This is a genomic window from Alcaligenes sp. SORT26, from assembly GCF_017377875.1.
Taxonomy (GTDB): domain Bacteria; phylum Pseudomonadota; class Gammaproteobacteria; order Burkholderiales; family Burkholderiaceae_B; genus Alcaligenes; species Alcaligenes parafaecalis.
Map to the genome: position 1 here is coordinate 1,496,162 of NZ_CP070975.1, position 18,386 is coordinate 1,514,547.

The 18,386-nt window shown below is 55.4% G+C and carries 18 protein-coding genes and 1 tRNA gene; 8 read left to right on the plus strand and 11 right to left on the minus strand.

Annotated features, from left to right (window positions below):
• Positions 1 to 136: 136 nt before the first annotated feature.
• The gene (ribA, locus tag JYG33_RS06955) at positions 137 to 808 is read right to left on the minus strand and encodes a GTP cyclohydrolase II (protein ID WP_207875264.1); all 672 of its coding nucleotides are present in this window, start codon (positions 806 to 808) and stop codon (positions 137 to 139) included.
• A gap of 310 nt (positions 809 to 1,118) precedes the next feature.
• On the opposite strand from ribA, the gene JYG33_RS06960 reads away from it, so the two are divergent.
• The gene (locus JYG33_RS06960; RefSeq protein ID WP_207875265.1) at positions 1,119 to 1,631 is read left to right on the plus strand and encodes a hypothetical protein; all 513 of its coding nucleotides are present in this window, start codon (positions 1,119 to 1,121) and stop codon (positions 1,629 to 1,631) included.
• Between the two features lie 80 nt (positions 1,632 to 1,711).
• Complete coding sequence (locus JYG33_RS06965; protein ID WP_207875266.1) at positions 1,712 to 2,410, plus strand: cytochrome b/b6 domain-containing protein; 699 nt, start codon at positions 1,712 to 1,714, stop codon at positions 2,408 to 2,410.
• Positions 2,411 to 2,565: 155 nt separating this feature from the next.
• Here JYG33_RS06965 and JYG33_RS06970 read toward each other — a convergent pair whose 3' ends face one another.
• Positions 2,566 to 4,212, minus strand: coding sequence for an AarF/UbiB family protein (locus tag JYG33_RS06970; RefSeq protein WP_207875267.1), 1,647 nt, complete (start codon positions 4,210 to 4,212; stop codon positions 2,566 to 2,568).
• Positions 4,213 to 4,479: 267 nt separating this feature from the next.
• Between JYG33_RS06970 and JYG33_RS06975 the strand changes: the two genes are divergently transcribed.
• Together JYG33_RS06975 and JYG33_RS06980 are read left to right on the plus strand one after the other, a co-directional pair.
• Positions 4,480 to 5,334: a neutral zinc metallopeptidase gene (locus tag JYG33_RS06975; RefSeq protein WP_207875767.1), complete on the plus strand. Its 855-nt coding sequence runs from the start codon at positions 4,480 to 4,482 to the stop codon at positions 5,332 to 5,334.
• 72 nt (positions 5,335 to 5,406) lie between these two features.
• Positions 5,407 to 5,482, plus strand: a tRNA-Lys gene (locus JYG33_RS06980).
• Positions 5,483 to 5,626: 144 nt separating this feature from the next.
• On the opposite strand, the gene JYG33_RS06985 is transcribed toward JYG33_RS06980, so the two are convergent.
• The 4 genes from JYG33_RS06985 to JYG33_RS07000 form a co-directional block, all read right to left on the minus strand.
• Positions 5,627 to 5,794, minus strand: coding sequence for a hypothetical protein (locus JYG33_RS06985; protein ID WP_207875268.1), 168 nt, complete (start codon positions 5,792 to 5,794; stop codon positions 5,627 to 5,629).
• A gap of 436 nt (positions 5,795 to 6,230) precedes the next feature.
• A complete protein-coding gene (locus JYG33_RS06990; protein WP_207875269.1) occupies positions 6,231 to 7,541 on the minus strand; it encodes an MFS transporter in 1,311 nt (436 codons plus the stop codon).
• 36 nt (positions 7,542 to 7,577) lie between these two features.
• On the minus strand, positions 7,578 to 8,402 hold the full coding sequence (locus JYG33_RS06995; RefSeq protein ID WP_243430292.1) for a TauD/TfdA family dioxygenase: 825 nt from the start codon (positions 8,400 to 8,402) through the stop codon (positions 7,578 to 7,580).
• 142 nt (positions 8,403 to 8,544) lie between these two features.
• Entirely contained in the window at positions 8,545 to 9,021 is a 477-nt protein-coding gene (locus JYG33_RS07000; RefSeq protein WP_207875271.1) for a MarR family transcriptional regulator, read from the minus strand.
• A gap of 855 nt (positions 9,022 to 9,876) precedes the next feature.
• On the opposite strand from JYG33_RS07000, the gene glnK reads away from it, so the two are divergent.
• Both glnK and amt read left to right on the plus strand, forming a co-directional pair.
• The gene (gene glnK / locus JYG33_RS07005; RefSeq protein ID WP_207875272.1) at positions 9,877 to 10,215 is read left to right on the plus strand and encodes a P-II family nitrogen regulator; all 339 of its coding nucleotides are present in this window, start codon (positions 9,877 to 9,879) and stop codon (positions 10,213 to 10,215) included.
• Positions 10,216 to 10,229: 14 nt separating this feature from the next.
• Positions 10,230 to 11,471: an ammonium transporter gene (gene amt / locus JYG33_RS07010; protein ID WP_207875273.1), complete on the plus strand. Its 1,242-nt coding sequence runs from the start codon at positions 10,230 to 10,232 to the stop codon at positions 11,469 to 11,471.
• 119 nt (positions 11,472 to 11,590) lie between these two features.
• Here amt and JYG33_RS07015 read toward each other — a convergent pair whose 3' ends face one another.
• Together JYG33_RS07015 and purB are read right to left on the minus strand one after the other, a co-directional pair.
• A complete protein-coding gene (locus tag JYG33_RS07015) occupies positions 11,591 to 12,043 on the minus strand; it encodes a cytochrome c (RefSeq protein ID WP_207875274.1) in 453 nt (150 codons plus the stop codon).
• Positions 12,044 to 12,141: 98 nt separating this feature from the next.
• Positions 12,142 to 13,518: an adenylosuccinate lyase gene (gene purB / locus JYG33_RS07020; RefSeq protein ID WP_207875275.1), complete on the minus strand. Its 1,377-nt coding sequence runs from the start codon at positions 13,516 to 13,518 to the stop codon at positions 12,142 to 12,144.
• 237 nt (positions 13,519 to 13,755) lie between these two features.
• On the opposite strand from purB, the gene JYG33_RS07025 reads away from it, so the two are divergent.
• Complete coding sequence (locus tag JYG33_RS07025) at positions 13,756 to 14,367, plus strand: glutathione S-transferase N-terminal domain-containing protein (RefSeq protein WP_207875276.1); 612 nt, start codon at positions 13,756 to 13,758, stop codon at positions 14,365 to 14,367.
• A 59-nt stretch (positions 14,368 to 14,426) separates the two neighbouring features.
• On the opposite strand, the gene JYG33_RS07030 is transcribed toward JYG33_RS07025, so the two are convergent.
• Entirely contained in the window at positions 14,427 to 15,272 is an 846-nt protein-coding gene (locus JYG33_RS07030) for a helix-turn-helix transcriptional regulator (protein WP_207875277.1), read from the minus strand.
• Between the two features lie 83 nt (positions 15,273 to 15,355).
• Here JYG33_RS07030 and JYG33_RS07035 point away from each other — a divergent pair, with 83 nt between their 5' ends.
• The gene (locus tag JYG33_RS07035) at positions 15,356 to 16,450 is read left to right on the plus strand and encodes an alpha/beta hydrolase (protein ID WP_207875278.1); all 1,095 of its coding nucleotides are present in this window, start codon (positions 15,356 to 15,358) and stop codon (positions 16,448 to 16,450) included.
• Here the strand turns inward: JYG33_RS07035 and JYG33_RS07040 are convergent.
• The gene (locus JYG33_RS07040; RefSeq protein WP_207875279.1) at positions 16,437 to 17,249 is read right to left on the minus strand and encodes a sulfite exporter TauE/SafE family protein; all 813 of its coding nucleotides are present in this window, start codon (positions 17,247 to 17,249) and stop codon (positions 16,437 to 16,439) included. The two genes, JYG33_RS07035 and JYG33_RS07040, sit on opposite strands and share 14 nt — an antisense overlap.
• 9 nt (positions 17,250 to 17,258) lie before the next feature.
• Entirely contained in the window at positions 17,259 to 18,374 is a 1,116-nt protein-coding gene (mnmA, locus tag JYG33_RS07045; protein ID WP_207875280.1) for a tRNA 2-thiouridine(34) synthase MnmA, read from the minus strand.
• Positions 18,375 to 18,386 lie beyond the last annotated feature (12 nt).

Genomic DNA, 18,386 nt, shown 5'->3' on the forward strand with positions numbered 1-18,386 from the left:
CCCTGTATGGATTTCCGGTCTGGCTTTATTTTTGAGCTCGGAAAGACAAAGGGCCAATTGATGGCCCTTTTTTTTGATACCGATAAAAAAGGAGCGGATGAAAAACAGAATCAAATTCTACCCGCACTCCCTTTTTTTATTCGTCTGTTTCCAGCCAATGGCCCAAACGCAAACGCTTGGTATTCAGGTAGCTCTCGTTAAAGGGATTACCTTCAATCTGGTGCGGCACACGCTCCACCACATCAATCCCGATTTCCTGCAAGGTTTTTACCTTGCGCGGATTATTGGTCATCAGGCGCAGTTTCTGAATACCGACATGATCCAGCATGTCCTTGCAGATATCGTAGCGGCGCATATCGGCAGGAAAGCCCAGCTTCTCGTTGGCTTCCACCGTATCCGCACCCTGATCCTGCAGGTTGTAGGCACGAATCTTGTTCACCAGACCAATGCCCCGCCCTTCCTGGCGCAGATACATCAAGGCACCGCGACCGGTGGTGGCAATACGCTCCAGCGCCAATTGCAACTGAGGGCCACAATCACACCGCAGGCTGAACAAGGCGTCGCCTGTCAGACACTCGGAGTGGACACGAGCCAGAACGGGTTCACCGTCGGCCACATCTCCCAAGGTCAACAAGACGTGTTCTTTTTGATTGCTGCGCTCTACAAATACATGGATCTGAAACACAGCCCAAGGCGTTGGCAAACGGCTGGAGCTGACATAGTCCAATAAAGCGCCGGGTTTAGCCTGCTGGCCAGCAAGCGTAGAGTCCGATTCTGACGCCAGTGCGGCATCCGGGATGGATTGCATAATGAGTCTCTGCTGCAACGAAGAAATGCGGCTTGGCCCCATCCGGGGCAACTCAGCAATGATAGCCTAATTCAGCCTGTTTCTTTAAGCCGGGGACAACATGCTTTTCAGGACCAAATTAGCCGGTTCCCCCATGACACATAGATGAAACATTCACCTTATGTCCCTATCCTTATAGCGAAAAATTCTGCTATCCGGTATTCTACGCAACAAGAAAATACATAAAATGTTATGAAACTTACAAATACAGATGATCTATGGCGCTTTGTGTTTTTTCACTAGCCCTGACCATCCCCAGACTTGATTGATCATGCCCGCCCCTAAGGTCTTTATTCGTTATGTTGTGATTGGGCTCTCGCTAGCCCTGCAACCGTTTGTCGCCCATAGTGCGGCAAGTCAGACCTGGCCCCAGCCTCCTTCACAGCTAAGTCTGGACAGCCCCTATGGCACCTTGCAAGTCAGCCAGAGCGATTATGTCTATGAGGCACAACTGCAACTGGATACGAAAATCATCGCGCCTGAGCTCAAAGGCCTGATCAACATCCCCTATGCCTTCAAGCAGCCCAATAATCAGACAGCCTTGATTTCGGTCGACAATGGCCTGGGTGGTTGCTCTATCAACTACCACTGGGTCACCGTGTCCTCCAAGGGCTATACCGTCTCGCCTGCCTTTGGTTCCTGCAGCGCGCAGATTCGGGTGCGCCATCATGGTCAGACTCTGATCATGGAAACACCCAGCCTGGACAATCCCACCCTGATCGACGAATACCGTTACGACGGGCGCAAAATCAGTTTGCGCAAACGACGTTACACGGTGCAATAGCGGGAACCTTGATACGGCCCCCCGGACTCAAACGGAACACTGACTATAATCAGGTGTCTACGTCTCTCCGGATTTTCCCTATGCAAGCCTCCTCGACTCGCCCTTTACTCATCTGGGATTTACCCACCCGTTTGTTCCACTGGCTGCTGGTCATCAGCATCGTAGGCTGTTTTGTGACGATCAAGGCAGGTGGTCTGTGGATGGACTGGCACGTCCGCTTTGGCCTGCTGGCTTTAGGGCTGCTGGCGTTTCGCCTGGTCTGGGGCCTGATCGGCGGCTATTACTCGCGCTTCAGCCACTTCCTGCCCAATCCGGTACGTAGCCTGCGCTACTTGCGCGACAAACCGGCGGTTTACCCCGGCCACAATCCTGTCGGTGCCTGGTCGGTCTGGATCATGTTGATTGTGTTCGGTTTTCAGGCTGTTTCCGGTCTGTTTGCCAATGACGACATCTTCACCACTGGCCCCCTGGCCTATCTCAGCAGCGACTGGTCCAAAACCCTGACCGGTCTGCACAAGGCAAACGAATGGGTGATGCTGGCCATTATCGGCTTGCATATCCTGGCTATTTTCCTGTATCGCGTGCTAGGTGGTCAGAAATTAACCAGCGTCATGGTCAAAGGCAGCATGCCTGTCCCCAGTGAACCGGCCCTGCCTGCCAGCAAAGATACCTGGAAAACCCGTTTTCTCGCTCTGATCATCGTGGCATTGATTGCCTGTGGCATCTATTGGATGACCGGTCTGGCTCCGGTTGGCGGTGGGATGGACGACTTTATGTAAGCCCGACTTATCCCCAGAAGCTGTGAATAAACCTGGGGATAATGCGGGGATTGTTTGGGCTGAGCCGCATTTTTACTGGTCGTCTTTTAAACTGGACGGAGACTAGCCGCTTGAGCACTCTCTGCACAAAACGCGAGAGCCCAAACCGGATTTCCTTAACGCCGTCGCCAAAATCCCCACAAGACCAGGACCAGACCCGCCAAAGCGGCCAACAAGCCTGCCCAGCTAAAAATGGTCAGGCCCAGCCAGGACGGGCCGCGTGTTACCAGCACCGGCCCCAAAATCAGCACAAAAGCCGCCGTCACAATCGCAATCGCTAAACGAGTGGCGGCTTTTTCCAGGGCTGTGGCCAGACGCGGCATCCCTTCTATCTGAATTCGCGCAGAAATTTTCCCCTGCCGCACCCGGTGCATCAGCAAACGCAGCAGTTGCGGTGCATCCATCGCCAATTGCCGCGACTCAAGCAGACTGCGCTGCAAATCCGCATAAACACGACGGGGGGAATACTGTTTACGCATCAAGGCCATGATCACAGGCTGCGCAACCTCGACCACATCAAACTGAGGGTCCAACCGTTTCAATACCCCATCCGCGGTGATGAAGGCTTTGAACAGCAAGGCCAAATCAGGCGGCAGAATCAAATGGTTTTCACGGGCCAAGGCCATGAAATCCAGCAAGGCGGCGGAGATGGACAAGAGCCCGCTACTTTGTCTGGCCACATAACGCTGGGCACTTTCCTCCAGACGACTCCAGTCAAAGTCCTCCGCTCCCGACCAATCCAGCAGGGTGGTGGCGACCCCATCAGCCTGACCATCCACAATGGCTCGCAATAAAACCAGCAATTGCTGACGGCGACGTTCCGTTAAATGGCCGACCAAACCGAAATCAATAAAAACGACTTTATTGCCGGGCAAGGCCATCATATTGCCAGGATGCGGATCGGCATGAAACAGCCCATCTTCCAGCACCATATGCAAAAAGGCCAAAGCACCACGACGTGCCAGCAAGGGGCGATCTGCCTCTATCGTCAGTAGCTCCTGCTCCTTGATGGGGGACACACCCGGCACAAACTCCTGCACCATGACGGTTGCACTGGTCCACTCCATATAGACACGCGGCACCACAATGTCCTTAAAGGGCTGCATATTCTCGCGCACAGCGATGGTATTCGCCGCCTCACGCGTAAAGTCCAACTCATCGGCAACCGCCTCGGCCAAGGCTCGCACGATATCGTAAGGACGATATTCAGGCAGCAAACCTTGTTGTTGAACCAGACGGGCAATTTGTTTGAGCAAGCGCAGATCTGCCTGAATCAAAGGCTCCAGACCGGGGCGCTGAACTTTCACCACCACTTCAGTGCCATCACGCAAACAGGCGCGATACACCTGGGCCATCGAAGCCGAAGCCAGGACATGGGTATCAAAGCGGGCAAAGGCTTGCTCTACCGTTTGGCCCAACGCTTGTTCCAGCTCGGGCCGGATGATGTCCCAGGGCACAGGCGCAGCCTGTCCTTGCAGTTTCTCCAGCTCCTGCGTCCATTCAAGCGGCAATAAATCATTGCGGGTCGCCAGAATCTGACCAAGCTTGATAAAGGTAGGCCCAAGCTCTTCCAAGGCACGGCGCAGCCGTTCAGGCGCAGAGCGTTCAGGCATTTCTGTTGCCACGGGAGTCTTGCTGCCAGGAAGCAGGTCCGACAAGCCCAGGCGATGCATCACATCCCCAATCCCATATCGAGCAATGACCGCTCCAATTGCTCGTACTCGTGCATGGTCGCGCAAGGCCAACAAGGTTCCTGCCAACATACTCGCTCTCCAATAGGGTACGCCCTGAGAAAAATAACATACCCCGTCTCAGCCAGCCGGGCTCACTTATCCACTTATCCACATTTTCAGTGGGCAAGCTCGGGGATAGCCGCTGGACAAGTCACATTAAGCCAAGCAATTCAATGACTTGTCATGGCAGGGTAATTTAAGCCCCCTCACTGTTGGAGGGTGACAAGAATGGAAAATGCCCCTGCTCTGGACCTGAAATCAGAGTACATTGACGTTTTCAAATTCAAGGAGAGCGTGATGCGTCTGGATAAATCTCGCTCCAGCCGTAATGTCGAGGACCGCCGTGCCAATGGGCCACGTCTGAGCGGTGGCAAGATCGGCTTGGGGACCATCGTTCTGGCACTGGTGGCCATGTACTTTGGGGTCGACCCCAGTGTGGTGCTGAATCTGGCTGAAGGCCCGACCAGCGCCCCGCAATCGCAATCTGTCCCCAGCTCCGATGCACAGGGCCAAACCATTGCCAAGATCCTGGGTGAAACCGAGGATGTCTGGCGTGATGTTTTCGCCAAGCAAACCAATGGCAGCTATCGCGATCCCGTGCTGGTCTTGTATCGCGGCTCGACGCCAACCGCCTGTGGCGCAGGCCAATCCGCGATGGGTCCGTTTTATTGCCCCGCTGATCAGAAACTCTATATAGATCTGGGCTTTTTTACAGAGATGGAACGCAAGATGGGGGTCAAAGGCAACTTCGCCCCGGCTTACGTTATTGCTCATGAAGTCGGCCACCATGTTCAGAACCAATTGGGCATGATGCGCCGCGTGGATGATGCCCGCCGTAATGGCTCGGCTTCCCAGGCCCGTCAGGCATCGGTCCGTCTTGAACTACAGGCCGACTGCTACGCCGGTATCTGGGCGAACCACGCCGATGCACAACGCCAGATTCTGGAACCCGGCGATATTCGCTCTGCTCTGGATGCCGCCCAAGCGGTGGGAGATGACACCTTGCAAAAGCAATCCCAAGGCTATGTGGTGCCCGACTCCTTTACCCATGGCAGCTCGCAACAACGCATGGCCTGGTTTATGGAAGGCTATAAAAGCGGTCAGTTGAAAATGTGCGATACCTTCGCTCGTCCGGATCCCGTTTCCCGATAAACGTAAAATTATGTAACCACTGCTTGTGCAGAATAATTTTCGCTCTATAATCTTTTTCTTCGCAGGAAACAGGGGTCGTTAGCTCAGTTGGTAGAGCACTGGACTCTTAATCCATTGGTCGACAGTTCGAGCCTGTCACGACCCACCAAATATCCTGCTGCTTACGGTACACCATGCCGTAACACCGTAAATTAGCCCGCTATTGCAGCGGGCTTTTTTGCGTCTGGAAAATGCTTAACTCTTCCAGCATGCACTGTTGAAGCCTTGCCAGGCTCCAAGCTGTCGCCAGAAATTAACCCGAATGTGCGCGCTTGCCGGGATTCTTCTTGCTGCGGGTATGCGCGCCACGCTCCTGGCTAACACGCTGGCCACGGGTTTTCGTGCTCAGGGTCACGCCCTTGGGTGGAACGGGAGGAGGAGTACGCTTACGGTCGGCTTCAGTGACAATTTTGGTGCTCATGAAAATCTCTCTAGTTTGGTTAATTAACGCTTATTTTGCGTTCATTCGGTTTAATCTTGGCAGCAGGAATCATCACGGATATGCTGCCACCTTATCTAGCATAGCAGGCATTAGTCAAACCGGCTCGAACGCCCCCTATGGGGCGATGACATACACCCAGGGCGTGACGCACTTATACCAGGCGAGCTTCTACCTCCAGCATTACCGCCTTCAGGTGTTGGCCTCTTAATCCATTGGTCGACAGTTCGAGCCAACCACGACTCACCAAATATCCTGCTGTTTACGGTACACCATGCCGTAACGCCGTAAATTAGCCCGCTATTGCAGCGGGCTTTTTTGTGTCTACACGCGGCAATCCATGACTGCGCAGCCCTGCTCTTGCACAGACCTGGCAGGCTGACGCCTCTTCATGCCACAGCGTCAGCCTACGTCACAACTACACAGAAGCTGGCCCCCCCAAAGCACTGCCCGCCTTGGCCTGAATTTGCGACAAGGTTCGGGCCGGATCGACCAGAATAAAACCCAACACCGCACCCGCCAGCAAGAGCAGCGCCGTCAAGGCAAAGCCTTGATGAAAGCCTGCAATGCCTGGCTCGGCCTGAATCAAACGCCCCATCACAATGGGTGCGACCAGACCTGCCGTTGTGGACAAGGAATTGGTAATAGCCAGAGTAGAACCGCGCTTTTCAACCGGGCAGATCTGAGCGGAAATGGCCGAGCACAATACAAAGCCCACTTGCGGGAAACTCAAGCCCAAAGCGATCAGCACAATCCCGGCTGTAGGCCCTGGATTCAGATAGGCCGCAGCCAACAGACACAGCGCTCCCGCCAACAAGAATCCGACCGTGACCTGACTGCGTGCTACTCGCGCAGAATAGCCCTGACGCAAGAAGCGATTGGACAGGTAGGAACCACCCGAGACAATCGGGATCGCCACAAAGATACACAGGGAGAACAACCAGCCCGCCGTATCAGACGAAAAGCCCAGGCCACGCTGCAAATAGGCAGGCAACCAGGTAAAGACCAGGGCAGCGCACCAGTAAGCCACCCAGTACATCAGCAGATTGCCGATAAAGCTGCGGTTCAGCAGCACATGACGGTAGGAACTACGAGAGGAACTCGTACTCTTGCCTGTATCCGCCGTAGTTGCCGCGGTGGCACTGATCGGACCATCTTTACCCAACAAAGCCCACACCACCAGCCACAACACGCCTGCTGCTGCCGTCACCCAAAACACCGAGCGCCAGCCGTGGCTGATTGCCAGGTAACCCACCAAAGGACCAGCCAGCAACATCCCCACCTGCCCGCCTTGCATGACGATGGCGGTGGGCCAGGTTCGCTCCTGATCGGGGAACCATTTATAGCAAGCATGCAATGCCAGAGGATAAGCAGGCCCCTCCCCTACACCCAGCAAAATACGGCAAGCCATCAGAGCAGCAATCGTGCTGACCCCCATGGCGATCGGCACCTGCGCGATAGACCAAACAATAACCAGCCCCACCAACAGCAGACGCGAGGACACCGTATTGGACATAAAACCCACCACAATGCCCGAGATCGCAAACAGAAAGAAAAAACTGCCTGCAATCGTGCCAAACTGCTGCGGGCTGATGGCCAACTCCTCCATCAACGGAACCGCTACCAGGCCAAAGATCGCCTTGTCCGCGAAGTTGATCACCATGAACAAAAACAATAACAACACCACGACGTACCGCTGTCCTGGGAAATATTTTTTCTGGTTTTCCATGTCTCCCCCCAACTTGTCAAAAGTGCAGCGATACGATCAATAAGGACGGTCACCCACAATGGTGGCTCGGGCCATTTGGCGGGGCAAAGGGAAGTAATCCTGAACAGCATAATGCTGAGTCGAGCGGTTATCCCAAAAGGCGATGGTATGAGGCTGCCATTTCAAGCGCACCTGATACTCGGGATGACGCGCCTGATCCACCAGGTACTGCAATAGAAAGTGGGCGCCGCTTTGCAGCTCGGGCATGCCACGGAAAAAACCGGTTTCGATGTAATTGGCCAGATGTGTGGTCCAGCTACTGACGTACAAAATTCGCTGGCCGGTTTCGGGGTGGGTGCGCACGACGGGGTGGGTCTGAGCCGGGAAACGATCCCGCAAGGCAGCCCTCTCCTCTTCAGGGATACGGTCGATAAAGCCGGGCAATAAATCATGCACCGCTTCCAGCTCGTGCAAAATATCCTTGATATGCGGTGGCAGGTTTTCGTAGGCCAGCGCCATATTGCACCAGATCGTATCGCCACCCGCAGGCGGGCATTCAATACAACGCAGGATGGAACCCATGGAAGGTTCAGCACGCCAGCTCACATCGCTGTGATAGATATTCTCCCGCCCAGGCTGTGTGTTATTGCCACCCAGCAACACCAGTTCGGGATGCTCCGGGTCATGCGGGAACACCGGGTGCAACTCCAGCTCACCAAAACATCGCGCAAACGCAACGTGCTGTGCGGCGTTCAAAGGCTGGTCGCGAAATACCAGCAATTGATGCTTCAACAATAAAGAACGCAGTTCCTGTACCTGCGTTTTCTCCAGAGGCTGAGTCAAATCGACTCCGGCTACCTCTACCCCGATAGCGGGCGACATGACCCTGGTTTCCAAGCGACTGGCTGCGATTGGGCTGTCTACGGCCTGCATCATTATCATCTCCTGAATATTGTTTCGTTTCAAACGAAACAATATTAGCGTGATAAGAATCCAGCACCACTCCGTGATTACCCTTGAGACTTCAAATATGTGCGTCGCCGCTGAAATCGCTGCCGAAACGCTGCACCATGCGGTTTTCCAGGCGCGTCATCATTTGCTTGAAAGAACGTAGCTCTTCTTCGCTCAGCGCGGCAGTCAGCTCTTGCTCCAGATCCAGAGCGATAGGCACGATGCGATCATGTACCTCTTGACCTTGTTCGGTCAGGCAGAGCAGATTGCTGCGCATATCGTTTTCATTATCGCGACGTGCAATCAGTTGGGCGGCAGTCAGGCGGGAGACAGCGCGGCTGACTTTGGCTTTATCCATGCTGGTACGCTCGGTCAGACTGCCCGAGGTCAGGGTTCCATAGCGACCCAGGGTGGCAATGATGCGCCACTCTGGTATGGACAAACCAAATTGCTGCGCATGCTGGCGCGCAAACGTCACCGCAATATGCGAGGCCAGTATCGTGACTTGATACGGGAGAAAATTCTCCAGGTCCAGGGTGGTTTTTTCCAACTCGCTTCCCAAGGCGCTAGTCCGCTGTTTTCAAGGCTTTTGATCATAGCATTGCCCGGCAAGCCCCCGCCCCGATTTTGCTAAGCAATCCGTCCGTCATAGTTGTTTACTTTGCTAGCCAGAAAAATCCGATAGGCTGAAAGATCATTCAAATCAGGAGACTGTCATGCTGATTGCTATTGATCCGACCAAAGCCCCCGACACGACACCACCGGGCAAAACACCGAATCCCGAGCCTGATCCCAAGAAGATTCCAGGCAATGAACCGCCCGGAAAACCTTAGGGCTGAAAGACGAACCTCACGCCCTCTGCACGCATGAACTACAGGCTGAGTAGCAAGGAAAGAGGGGCACGCAACCCTCCCCTGCTCCAGCCTTTCCCTCTCATTCGGTCTGCCGTTTTGCAGCAGGAAAATGTTGCAAAGTTAAGACTATTAAAAAAAAACTGCATAAAATTCGCACGTGTTGCGCTGCAGCATATATTATTTTTCCATAGTCGTTGTTCCTGCGGTGGTGAGATGAGCGGAAACAGGCGTCACAGAGCGCTGCTGTTATCTCGCTACCCACCGACTAGGCAAGACCGGGGTCACGTGCCTAGCTAGCTTACTCGCCTTGCCGGAATTGTGTTGCTCTTCAACCTACAACACAGGTCCGCTTGCCTACCACTTGCGTTCGCGCTGTCGCACACCCTGCTGACAGCCGGAGAGTCGCTCAAACCGGCGCTGCCCGGTTGCACTCAAGCCATCCACCAGGATTATCCATCCCGGTCGGCCCTCTCTCAACCGTCTCCTACCCCCCTCGGTGTTCCATTGCATCCGCAAGGCCAGCTTTGCCTGTGTTTACTTCAGGAACACCTATGAAACTGATTACCGCCATCGTCAAACCCTTCAAGGTTGACGAGATACGCGAGGCCCTTTCCGATCTGGGCATACAGGGGATGACACTCACTGAGGTCAAGGGATTTGGTCGCCAGAAAGGCCACACCGAGCTTTACCGCGGTGCGGAATATGCAGTCGACTTTCTGCCCAAGATCCGCATTGAACTGGCCATTCCCGACGAGCAATTGCAAAGCGTACTGGAAGCCATTCAAAACAGTGCCCGCACCGGTCGTATTGGTGACGGCAAGATCTTTGTCCAGCCGCTGGACCATGTCGTCCGCATTCGCACCGGCGAATGTGATGAGCAAGCCCTGTAATCGGAGAACCCATCATGAACAACGCTGATCTATCGTGGATGCTGGTCTCCACGCTTCTGGTACTGATGATGGCCGCGCCGGGCCTGGCCCTGTTTTACTCGGGGATGGTGCGTCAAAAAAATGCTTTATCCATGCTGTCCCAGACCATGCTGGTGTTTTGTCTGGGCGTCGTGCTGTGGTTCATTTACGGCTATTCGCTGGCCTTTACCGCTGGCAATCCCTTTATCGGCAGTCTGGACAAGGTGCTGTTCAATGGCATGTTCAATGCGGCGGACCAGCAATTTTCCATGTCGGGTACTTTGCCTGAGCTGCTGTTTGCGTCCTTTCAAGCTACTTTCGCTGGTCTGACTTGCGCACTGGTCGTTGGCAGTCTGGCTGAACGTGCCCGCCTGTCTGCCATCCTGGTCTTTACCGTGATCTGGTTCACCCTGGCTTATCTGCCTATTTGCCATATGGTCTGGTTTGCAGATGAACAGCACGGCGGCTTGCTCAACTCCCGTGGCGCGCTGGACTTTGCGGGTGGAACAGTCGTGCATATCAATGCCGGTATTGCAGGCCTGGTCGGTGCCTGGATGATTGGTCCACGACTCAACTACCGTCGTGAAGCCATGCCCCCTCACAACCTGCCTTTGACCTTTATTGGTGCTGCTCTGCTGTGGGTAGGCTGGTTCGGTTTCAACGCTGGCTCGGCTCTGTCTGCCAATGAAAACGCGACGCTTGCTTTCTTTAACACCATGTTGGCAGCCGCCATTGGCGTTGTGGCCTGGACCCTGGGTGAGTGGATCAGCAAAGGCCATCCTTCCTTGTTAGGTGCGTGTTCAGGTGCGATTGCAGGTTTGGTGGGCATTACCCCGGCGGCCGGTTTTGTGGCTCCTTCGGGTGCACTGGCAATTGGCCTGCTGACTTCTCTAGCTTGCTTGTGGGGCGTCAATGTCCTGAAGCGCTGGTTGCGTGCCGACGATACGCTGGATGTATTTGGCATTCATGGTTTGGGCGGGATTGTGGGCGCTTTGCTGACGGGTCTGTTCAATGCTCCCGTTTTAGGTGGCCCTGGCACAGCCGCTGGCAACAGCATCTGGATGCAGCTCTGGATTCAGACAGAAGGCGTTTTGATTACCTTGGTCTGGTCGGGTATTGCCGCCTGGATTGCCTTCAGAATTGCCAAAGCAGTCTGCGGTGGTTTACGTGTCGATGCCGACCACGAGCGCGAAGGTCTGGATATCCGTACCCACGGTGAAACGGGTTATCAACATTGAGATCCCATCATGATTCTTGCTAATCTTGCCTGCAGGCAAACTGCACCCTTTAAACACAGGCACAGGCCTAAAAGAAAAAGCCCTCTTTCGAGGGCTTTTTTTATAAGCAAACGAGCTGCTTATTTTTCTTTGCGGTAAGCGTCGTGACAAGTCTTACAGGACTTGCCCACATTACCAAATGCCACGCGGAACGCATCAAAGTCGCCGGAATCGGAAGCCACTTTCAGCTTATCGATAGCCACGGTGAAATCGTCTGTTGCTTGTTTGAAACCTTGGGCATCGCTCCAGGCTTCAGCTTTGGTCTCGCCGCCTTCAGTACCGGCACCAAAGGCGCCCCAAGGCAAAGCAGCCAAAACCGTCAACACTTCCACGTTTTTAGCGATAGCAGCCGCATCATACGGTGCTTCCTTTTTGGCGACGGGAGCCATACGGCCAAAGTGCGAACCAATCAGCGACATGCTGGCTTGACGGTAGTTCACGGCCTGTTCTGGCTTGGCAAACTGGGCGGTAGCGGGCGTAACAAACGCAGCGCACAGGGCGGCAGCGGCAGTCAGAAACGCGAATTTTTTCATGTGAACTCCTGTGTGATGAAACATAAAACACTTCATAAAGCACTGGCTCAAAAAACCCGATCCGGCTGTGCCTTATGCAAAGACACAGCCGTTTGGATTTAAATAGCCTGAGCCAACTTTACCGCCACACCCAGATAGCTGCGTGGAGTTAGCTCAAGCAAATAGCTTTTAGCGTCGGCTGGCAGTTCCAGACCACCAATAAACTCGCGCAAGGCATCCTGAGTAATACCACGGCCACGTGTCAGGGCTTTGAGTTGCTCGTAAGGCTGGGGCAAACCGTAACGACGCATGACCGTTTGAACGGGTTCAGCCAGAATTTCCCAGCAAGCATCGATGTCTGCATCGACCGCCGCCGCATTCAATTCCAGTTTGCCCAGACCGCGCAGGCAAGCATCGTAAGCCACTACGCTGTAACCCAGGGCCACGCCCAGGTTACGCAGCACGGTGGAGTCGGTCAGGTCACGCTGCCAGCGCGAAATAGGCAGCTTCTCGGACAGGTGACGCAGCATGGCGTTGGCCAGGCCCAGGTTGCCTTCCGAGTTTTCAAAGTCAATCGGGTTGACCTTGTGCGGCATGGTGGACGAACCGATCTCGCCTTCTTTCAGGCGCTGCTTGAAGTAACCCAGGGAGATGTAACCCCAGACGTCACGGTTGAAGTCCAGCAGGATGGTGTTGGCGCGAGCAATCGCATCAAACAGGGCCGCCATCCAGTCGTGGGGTTCGATCTGAATGGTGTAGACGTTTTGCGTCAGACCCAGGCCGCCCAGCACATTCTTGCTGAAGGCTGGCCAGTCAATCTCGGGGTAAGCCGAGAAATGTGCGTTGTAGTTACCCGTCGCACCGTTCAATTTAGCCAAAGGCTGAACGGCAGCAATCGCCGTAATGGCGTTTTGCAAACGAGCGGCCACGTTGGCGAACTCTTTACCCACGGTGCTGGGGCTGGCAGGCTGGCCATGGGTGCGCGAGAGCAAAGGCTGCTCGGCGTGCAAGCGGGCCTGTGCCTTGATGGCATCACACACTTCCTGCAACTGCGGCAAGATGACCTGTTCACGAGCACGTGTCAGCATCAAGGCGTGCGAGGTATTGTTGATGTCCTCGGACGTGCAGGCAAAGTGAATGAACTCCGCGGCGGCGGACAACTCGGCGTGATCAGCCACTTTTTCTTTCAACCAGTACTCCACGGCTTTGACGTCGTGGTTGGTGGTGCGTTCGATGGCTTTGATGCGGGCGGCATCGTCTTCCGAGAAGTTCTGCACCAGGCTCTTGAGCACCTCGCGGGCTTCGGCAGAGAAGGTAGGCAGTTCGGGCAGACCTGCATCGGACAGGCCGATCAGCCAGGCCACTTCGACCTCCACGCGATGCCACATAAATGCGGCTTCGGACAACAGGCCACGCAAGGGGGCGGTACGGCTGCCATAACGCCCGTCCAATGGCGACAAGGCATTCAGAGTGCTCAGGGTATCGGCTATGTGCATCGTTCTACAGAAAAGAAGAGGGGGAATAAAGTCAGCCCGCATTCTAACATTGCGTGCTGACACCCGTATGCCGCGTGTTCAGCACGGGGTCAGAATGCGACGGCTGTTCGAGGCTTTGACGAATAAACCACAGTTTTCCGACATTGTTTCCAGCGACGGGGTCAGGCCCGACCCACGGGGCGTTCGCCCATAGGTTCCTGCTATACTTTTTGAGCCTGCAACTTTTGATAGCTTTTTATGAAACTTCTAGCTTCCCTCACCAGCCCATACGCGCGCAAAGTGCGTGTTGTCATGGCGGAAAAAAAGCTCGACTACGAGCTGATTCTGGAGGATGTGTGGGCCGATGACAGCGATATTCTGAAACACAATCCACTGGGCAAAGTCCCCTGTCTGATTATGGATGATCAGGCAAACTTGTTTGACTCCCGCGTGATCGTCGAGTATCTGGATACCCTCTCGCCCGTCGGCCGCCTGATTCCCCAAGCCGGACGCGATCGCGCTGCGGTCAAATGCTGGGAAGCCATTGCCGATGGCTTGCTGGATGCCTGCGTCGCCATCGTGGTGGAAAAACGCCGCCCCGAAGAGCTCCGCCTGCCCGCCTGGATCGACCGCCAAAACAGCAAGATCACCGCTGCCCTGCAATCGATGAACAATACCCTGGGTGACCAGTCCTTTTGCATGGGCACCAGCTTTAGCCTGGCTGACATTGCTGTTGGCTGCGCACTGGGTTATCTGGACCTGCGCTTTCCTGAACTGGACTGGCGCTCGCAGTACGGCAATCTGCAACGCCTGGACGAGAAACTCCAAGCGCGCCCCTCGTTTGCAAGCACCTTACCGCCTATTCAGTAAGGGCTGCTCAAGCAAGCCAGGGCCCATTCTTTTGAATGGGTTTTTTTATGTCTGCTGACTCAGGATTCGCCCAGCAAACGGTACATCCAGAAGGCCTCATCAGTTTTCATGCGCTGGGCGAACTGGGCAGGTGAAAAGCCCGAAACACGTTTGACCTCTCTGCCGAAATGAGACTGGTCGCTATAACCCGCCTGCAGTGCCACCTCTGACCAGACCGGATTTTCCTGCTGCTGTACCAGGGCAAAGGCACGCTCTGCCCGCACATACCGTTGCAACTCACGCTGGCTTTGCCCTGCCCAACGCTTGAACTGTCTTTGCACCTGGCGCAGGCCAGTTCCCGTGCGCGTCGCGGCCATTTTCACCATCAGCCCCGTCAACCAATGATTGAGTGTCAGCGCCCCTCTGGTCGCTACGGCACCCTGGGCGCATTGATCAATGGCAGCCTCAAGCTGATCAAACAAGCCCTCCTCTCCCGGCGGTATCTGCCCCAGAATCTGGCAGGCAGACACCGGCAGTACCTGCTCCATGGGAAGGACAAGATCAATAAAATCGCTAGCCTGAAGACCAAACAAGCGCTTGAAGGCATCGGGATAGATCCCAATCGAAATCGCATGAACGGGCCCGGGTGACCAGCTCATGGAAGGCCTGCGTGAAGGCCCCGTAAACAGCATTCCGGCAAGCGCCTCGGACAGCACCGGAGTGCCACCTTCAGCAGGCATCTGAACGCTATGCAGTTGCCCATGAAAAATCCACGATAAAACGACCAGGGGCGAGGCCGGATAGACGTTCAGACGCTGCTCCGGCCGCAGGTCCAAACCACGAGTGTCGCGTTCCACGCCCAGGTGGATACCGGTCGCCGTCAGTCGGGTTGGGTGATGCAGACGAGCAGAAGGCAAAGTGGACATAGGAGGTCGTTTCCGTTCTATCCGGCCCACGCTGGGCAGGCCACACTGAAAGCCCTCTTATCCTACTTCAGCTAAACAAACTTATGCCCAAAACTGTACTTCAAGGATCCTGGTCCCATCGTTGCCGCAGTGCCCTGACACTCTGGGCCACCACCGTGGATGTATTGGCCAGACGAGCAATCGCCAGGCCGCTGGTGCCCGGCTGGTCTATCCCCTTTGAAATCGCCACGCTGTTCTATCGCAAGCAGTTCAACCACGCTTTTAGCCTGCCAAGCATGTCAGAAGGCAGAGCCTACTTTGATAGCCTCTATACCATTGCCGAGCCCAATCTGCCCGTCCAGATCCAGGCCAGTACAGCCCAGGAGCCACGCGGGCACTGGTTCATTCCCCGCAAATCCACCCGTTCCAAAACCATGCTGTACTTTCATGGCGGTGGCTATGCGTTTTACCCGACCGTCTCACGCCACTTCATTGCCCTGCTCGCTCATCACCTTCAGATTTCCATCTTCGCTCCCGACTATCGCCTGACTCCAGATCATGCGCATCCGGCTCAACAAGACGATGCACTAGAGGCCTATCGGTATCTGCTGGAGCGCGGCACCCTGCCTGAAGACATTATCCTGGCCGGTGATTCGGCGGGCGGACATCTGGTACTGATGACGCTAGTCAGCCTGCGGCAAGCCGGGCTCCCCCAACCCTCTCTGGCCCTGGCACTTAGCCCCTGGACGGACATAGGCCGACGAGGAGCCAGCCAGTTTGGATATGATCGCTACGACATGGTGCAGGGCTATCAGACACTGCAATATGGCCAATGGTTGAAAGGAAACGGAAACTGGAGTGATGCCCAGCTCTCCCCTATTGCCCAGGACCTGCGCCAACTGGCACCTCTCTATATTCAGGCCGGAGGCAAAGAAATTCTGGTCGACATGATTCGCGATTTTGCCCAAGAGGCTAAAACCCAGGGGGCCGCCGTACGCCTGGATGTGTGGCCAGACATGACGCATGAGTTTCACGCCTATGGCAGCACGCTAACTTCCAGCGAACAGGCAATCGCCGCGCTCTTGGCGGCGATTCAATGGACAGAAGGAGGAGTTTTCAACTCGCTAGAGGAAACCGAGCTGGATGGGCTGGGCTCTGTCTTTAACAAAGCCCAGCCTGAACACATCAAGCCTGAGTGATGGCCTGCGTAATCATGTAAATCGCCAGCACGGTCAGCATGCCGGCAAAGATGCGTTTGAGCGTCGCCTGGTCGATCTTGTGAGCCAGGCTCGCCCCCAAGGGAGCGGTACAAATACTGGTGGCCGACACAATCAACAAAGCAGGCCAGTAGATAAAGCCGATCATGCCCGGATGGCTGCCGAAGCTGGCCTGACCCGACCAGATATAGCCCAGACTATTAGCCAGGGCGATGAAAAACCCCAAGGCCGCGGAGGTGGCCACAGCCTGACGCACCGGTACGTTGCCGCGCAACATGAAGGGGACGGACAAGAAAGCCCCGCCCGCGCCCAGCAAACCGGAGACAAATCCAATCAAGGCGCCCATCGCGGCAATCCAGAAGGGAGCCGGTAGTGATCGGCCTTGCACAGGTGCCGACTTGCGCGCCATTTTGGAGGCCGAATACAGCACAAAAACACCGAACACAATGGCCAGCGCCGTGCTGTTGATCATGGCAAAAATGGCACCACCTGACACCAGCCCGCCCACGATCAGACCTGGCACCATGACTTTGACCACATCCCAGCGGATGGCCCCATGTTTATGGTGAGCCCGCACACTGGACAGAGAGGTGAACAAGATCGTCGCCATGGCAGTGGCAATCGAGGCATGGACGGCCAGTTCCTGCGGCACGCCAAACAAAGGCAGCAAAAAGGTCAGGAAAGGCACGAGAATCATCCCGCCACCAATCCCTAACAAACCCGCGGCCAAGCCGATGCCTGCGCCCAGCACCAACAAACTGATGACAAGAATGGGGTCCATCACCGCCTCTTATTGAATAATGCCGCCGCCCAGGCAGCGGTCACCGTCATACAGAACGACAGATTGGCCCGGTGTTACGGCCCACTGAGGCTGGTCAAAATGCACTGACAGGCTCTCGCCCTCTGCAGCCAAGATGGTGCAGGCCGCATCGGCCTGACGATACCGAGTCTTGGCATGAATGGGGCCCAATGCAGGCGGATGACCCGCTACCCAACTGGTTTGCTCCGCTTTCAGGTCAGACTGCAGCAACCAGGGGTGATCGTGCCCTTGCACCACATACAAGGTGTTCGTAGCCAGATCTTTACGGGCGGCATACCAGGCGTCAGCCGTGCCATCCTCGCGCTGCTTGCCTTTCACACCGCCAATGCCCAAGCCCTTGCGTTGACCATAGGTATGGAACGCCAGGCCTACGTGCTGACCCAGCACCTGCCCTTCCGGCGTTTTGATGGGGCCGGGTTGAGTGGGCAGGTAGCGATTCAAGAATTCGCGGAAAGGCCGCTCGCCAATAAAGCAAATGCCGGTCGAGTCTTTTTTAGCAGCATTGGGCAGCTTCAGTTCTTCGGCAATACGGCGCACTTCCTGCTTGTTGATCTCGCCCAAAGGAAACAAGGTGCGCGACAACTGCGCCTGATTCAGGCGGTGCAGAAAATAGCTTTGGTCTTTGGACGCATCCAAGCCTTTCAGCAACTGAAAGTCCGTTCCGCCACCCGCCATCGGTACGCCACGCACGCGAGCGTAATGGCCGGTCGCAATCCAGTCGGCGCCCAAGGTCATGGCGTGATCCAGAAAGGCCTTGAACTTGATTTCCGCATTGCACAGAACATCCGGATTCGGCGTACGGCCAGCCGAGTATTCCCGCAAGAACTCCGCAAACACGCGATCTTTATATTCTGCCGCGAAGTTGACTGCTTCAATCTCAACGCCTACCAGATCGGCCACACTGGCCGCATCCAGCCAATCCTGACGTGAGGAGCAGAATTCGGAATCGTCGTCGTCTTCCCAGTTCTTCATGAACAGGCCGACGACCTCATAGCCCTGCTCTTTAAGCAACCAGGCTGAAACGGAGGAGTCCACGCCGCCGGACATACCGATAACGACGCGACCTTTTTTGGTGGAAATAGTCATTGCAATGATGAT